Annotated in this window: 3 protein-coding genes; all 3 read left to right on the top strand. The window is 42.9% G+C overall.

The window, feature by feature from the left end; all coding sequences use genetic code 11:
• A partial coding sequence (locus V5N63_RS08975; protein ID WP_332033672.1) for a TolC family protein occupies positions 1-1,281 on the top strand: 1,281 nt, incomplete at its 5' end.
• A 21-nt stretch (positions 1,282-1,302) separates the two neighbouring features.
• A complete protein-coding gene (locus V5N63_RS08970; RefSeq protein WP_088470056.1) occupies positions 1,303-2,535 on the top strand; it encodes an efflux RND transporter periplasmic adaptor subunit in 1,233 nt (410 codons plus the stop codon).
• 49 nt (positions 2,536-2,584) lie between these two features.
• On the top strand, positions 2,585-4,687 hold the full coding sequence (locus V5N63_RS08965; RefSeq protein ID WP_088470057.1) for a heavy metal translocating P-type ATPase: 2,103 nt from the start codon (positions 2,585-2,587) through the stop codon (positions 4,685-4,687).
• Positions 4,688-4,858 lie beyond the last annotated feature (171 nt).

The raw sequence follows: 4,858 nt of genomic DNA, 5'->3' as shown, positions 1-4,858 counted from the left end.
TTCCTTACCTTATTTGTTCTGCCGCTACTCTATATCATCTTTAATTCTAAAAACCAATTCAAAAGTAAAATGAGGAAAAGCAAAAACACATCGTTTTTGACGCTAATTATTTTATTCTGCACGTCCGTCAGCGTTCTTAGTGCGCAGGAAAGAATTTCACCAAAGGATGCAGTGAAAATAGCGTTGGAGAATAATCTACAGTACTCTGTAAACGCAGCCCAGGTAAATAAAGCTTTACTGGAAACCAGAACGGCACGTGAAATCCCTAAGACCGGCATCTTCGTGGAAAACGACGATATGAGACCAAGTGATCCGGACGGCGATTTTAAAATTGGCATACAGCAGTCCATCCAGTGGCCCGGGTTATATAAGGCGAAAAGAAAATATTTCGAGGAGCAGCTGAAATTTCACCAACTGAACAAAAACATGTTGGACGCAGTGATAAAAAGGGAAGTAAATACCGCTTTTTACCAGCTATGGTACCTTCAGGATGTGGGTAAACTCTACCAAAAACTTGATGAGTATTATACGTCCATGTACAAAGCAGCAAATCTTCGTTTCAAAACCGGCGAAGCTGCTGGTCTCGAAAACATTGCTGCGGAGGCACGGATGAAAGAGCTCCAGGCTCAGAGACAGCAAAACGAACAGAATATTTCGGCACAGCAGCAACAACTCAGTCTGTTTCTTAATAGTCAGGTGCTATACTTGCCGGAAGACACAAACTTGCAGAAATTGGATTTGGAAGATTTACCATCAGACAGTTTTCATCCCTCATTGGCTCTGCAGCAGCAGAATATAGAAATAGCAAGGGCGAATATAGAGGTTCAGAAAATGCAGAACAAACCTGACTTTTCGGGAAGAATATTTTCCCAGAGATTATACGGAATGAAGGATCCCATAACAGGCTTTTCAGTAGCTGTAGAATTTCCCATTTTTGGAAAGACTGCTTACAAAGCCAAATTGCAGTCTGCAGAAGCCGAGGTCGAAATTCAACAATCTCAGCTGCGCTATCAGGAAAATCAGTTCGCGGCACAAACCCGCTCCAGCTATACTGAAATTCTGAAAGCTGCTGAAATGCTTAAATATTATGAAGGCATAGGTTTACAACAGGCAGACCAAATTTTTGATGCGGCAATGCTGAGTTACAAAGCTGGGGAAATAGGGTTTTCTGAAATGCACCAGTTTTTCACCCAAGCTATAGACATTAGAAAAAACTATTTGATTGCACTGAACGAATACAACATGGCAGTAATACAATATAACTACTATATTAAAAATTAAGGATCCAAAAGAGAATATAACATGAAAAAATATATCACCCTAATTTTTGCGGTCTCTGTCTTGTTGACAGGATGCAAAAAAGAATCAGAAGTCACTGAAACCAAAGAAGCAACTGCAGTAGAGAAGCCCGATGAGCACGAAGATCCTAATGTGGCACATTTCACCGAAGAACAGATAAAAACTGTAGGCATCCAGATGGGCAGTATCGAAAGTAAGGAGCTTTCCAATACCATCAAGGTGAGCGGTATGCTAACCGTGCCGAATCAGAATAAGGCATTTGTCACGCCCTCATACAGCGGTATAGTGCGCTCATTGTATGTCCAGCCTGGAAGTTATGTGTCGCGGGGAAAAGTTATAGCAACGATATCAAATCCCGATTTAATCGTGATGCAGCAGCAGCTGCAGCAGGTGAATGGCCAAATCAGGATGGCAGAGCTGGAGGTAACGCGTGCCCAGCAGCTTTATAAAGGAAATGCCGCACCGTTAAAGAAATTTCAGCAGGCACAGACAGATCTTGCAACATTACGAAGCCAGCGCTCCGGACTGCAGAAACAGCTAGGCAGCATCGGTGCAGCTCAGGGTTACAGTTCGTCCCTTGCGGTGCGCGCGCCCATCAGCGGAACGGTAAGTAAAGTGATTGCGCAAATCGGGAGTAATGTAGACATGGCTTCGCCAATTGCCGAAATTGTAAGCAACTCAGCCCTGCATTTAGATATCTATGTATATGAAAAAGACTTGGGTAAAGTACAGCCGGGACAAACCATTCATTTTACACTTACCAACAGTCCAGGTAAAGAGTATGATGCAAAAATAACTTCAATTGGTACAGCCTTTGAAGGAGAAAGCAAAACTGTTCCTGTTCACGCACAGGTCATAGGGGACCGCGTGGGTCTCATTGATGGCATGAATGTAACCGCCGTTATCAGTCTGGATAACCAAACTGCAGCCTCGGTTCCTACGGACGCCATAGTTAATGATAAGGGACAGGATTATATCTTTATTATGCAAGATGATAAAAACGAAGAAGATCGGGGAAATGTACCGGAGTCAGGAGAAAAAAGCAATAAAAAAGAATCTGAGGAAAAGGAAGTACGATTTGAAAAAATTCCAGTGGCTAAGGGAGTTACCGATTTAGGTTATACTCAAATCACCCCTTTAAAACCAATTCCTGACAATGCCCAAATAGTAGTTAAAAATGCCTTCTTTATCTTGGCTAAAATGAATAATAAGGGAGAGGAAGGTCATGGACATTAAGAAATAGTACGTCAAAATAAAAACTACAATACATTATTAAATATAACTTATGTCAAATAATAAATTACATATACATACCTACGACGAAAATGGCAATCAATTGTGCTGCACGCCGCAGGAAGGCAAGATATACAAAGATGCAGGCGCTAAAGTTCTGATCGAGGATAGCTGTTGCAGTATCACTGACAAAGCATATCGTTCCGCAAAAAAATCGCCGTCAGGGTCTAAGAAACTGAGCGAGGATGATGAACATACGGAGGATGATGGTCACGACCATTCAGCACAGGGGAAATCAACGTTTCAGCTGTTTCTGCCTGCAATTATTTCCTTCGTGATTTTGATGGTGGGATTAGCGATGGATTATTTGATCCCTCAATCCTGGTTCAAGGATTGGGTACGGATTGGCTGGTATGCAGCAGCATATCTTCCGGTAGGTTTGCCGGTTCTTAAAGAAGCGTTTGAAAGTATCCGGAAAGGAGATGTGTTTTCGGAGTTTTTCCTCATGTCCATCGCCACTATTGGGGCTTTCGCCATTGGCGAATATCCGGAAGGGGTGGCAGTGATGCTGTTTTACTCCGTGGGGGAAGTATTCCAAACTTTGGCCGTTCAGCGGGCAAAAGGTAATATCGCTGAATTGTTAGATCAGCGTCCTGATGAAGTGACCATCTTAGTAGATAATCGCCCACAAACGGTAAAAGCTGCAGACGTCGCACTAGAATCGGTCATCCAGTTGAAACCGGGAGAAAAACTAGCTCTGGATGGAATTTTGATTTCAGACAGTGCGTCGTTCAATACTTCAGCACTTACTGGCGAAAGCAAACCGGATACAAAACAGAAAAATGATGCCGTCCTTGCAGGGATGATTAACCTGAATACTGTTGCGCAGGTAAAGGTCAATACCCTTTACAGTGATTCGAAACTTTCAAAGATTCTGGAATTGGTACAGAATGCTACGGCCCAGAAAGCACCCACTGAATTGTTCATCAGGAAATTTGCACGCATCTATACCCCAATTGTGGTGTTTCTCGCCGTGGCAATTTGTCTGGCACCGTATTTTTTTGTGGATGAATATATTTTCCGGGACTGGTTATACCGCGCCCTTATATTCCTGGTAATATCCTGTCCATGTGCATTAGTGATTAGTATTCCACTCGGATACTTTGGTGGAATTGGTGCCGCAAGCAGAAATGGAATTTTATTTAAGGGTAGTAACTTTTTGGATGCGTTAGCAGAGGTGAAAAATGTGGTAATGGATAAAACCGGAACCATGACTGAAGGTGTTTTCAAAGTACAGACCGTAAATCTGAAACCGCAATTCGACCGGGAGTTAATTCTGAAATTAGTGAATGTAATCGAAAATTCATCCACCCATCCGGTGGCAACTGCAATTCATGAACACCTGGGTGAACCCGACCATACTGTTATTCTCGACAATGTAGAGGAAATAGCAGGACATGGCTTGAAAGGATCATATCAGGGAAAAGAGTTGCTTGTAGGAAACTTTAAACTGATGGATAAATTCAATGTCCAATATGATGTAAATCCAAACGATATTGTAGAAACATTGATTGCCATTGCTTATGAAGGCAAATTTGCGGGATACCTTACCATTGCGGATAGCATCAAAGAAGACGCTGCCGAAACTGTACAGAAACTTCAAAGTTTAGGAGTAAAAGTTACCATGTTGAGCGGTGATAAAGCAACGGTGGTCAAAGCTGTCGCAGGAAAACTGGGCATACCTAATGCTTTTGGCGATTTATTGCCGGAAGATAAAGTGAATAAAGTCAAAGAAATAAAAGCACGGAATGAAACGGTTGCATTTGTTGGCGACGGTGTCAACGATGCGCCGGTTGTAGCTTTAAGTGATGTTGGCATAGCGATGGGTGGCCTTGGGAGTGATGCCACCATTGAAACCGCTGATGTGGTAATTCAGGACGACAAACCTTCAAAAATCCCAATGGCCATTAATATTGGCAAGCAAACAAAAAAAATTGTTTGGCAGAACATCGCGTTGGCCTTTGGAGTAAAAGCAGTGGTGTTGGTATTAGGAGCAGGGGGGTTAGCCACGATGTGGGAAGCAGTCTTTGCAGATGTGGGCGTAGCATTGCTTGCCATACTAAATGCGGTAAGGATTCAGAAAATGAAATTTTAAACAAAGCGGGCTTCGGTCCGTTTTTTTATGGGAGATATTGTGCAAAAATAATGAGCCTCCAAAATATCCCCGCTGCCACAGCAAGTAACATAATGACAATTATACGCACAGGCCAGCCGCTACAACGTTGCCCTCCATTCCGCACGCCTGTGCTGAGCCTGCCGAAGTGCT

Origin of the sequence: Kaistella sp., from assembly GCF_032060305.1 — a bacterium.
GTDB lineage: Bacteria > Bacteroidota > Bacteroidia > Flavobacteriales > Weeksellaceae > Kaistella > Kaistella yananensis.
This window is presented reverse-complemented; position numbering and strand designations above follow the sequence as displayed.

Bases quoted from the DNA above. Each gene is read 5' to 3' on its own strand.
- V5N63_RS08970 (WP_088470056.1), top strand. From the start codon at position 1,303: ATGAAAAAATATATCACCCTAATTTTTGCGGTCTCTGTCTTGTTGACA.
- V5N63_RS08965 (WP_088470057.1), top strand. From the start codon at position 2,585: ATGTCAAATAATAAATTACATATACATACCTACGACGAAAATGGCAAT.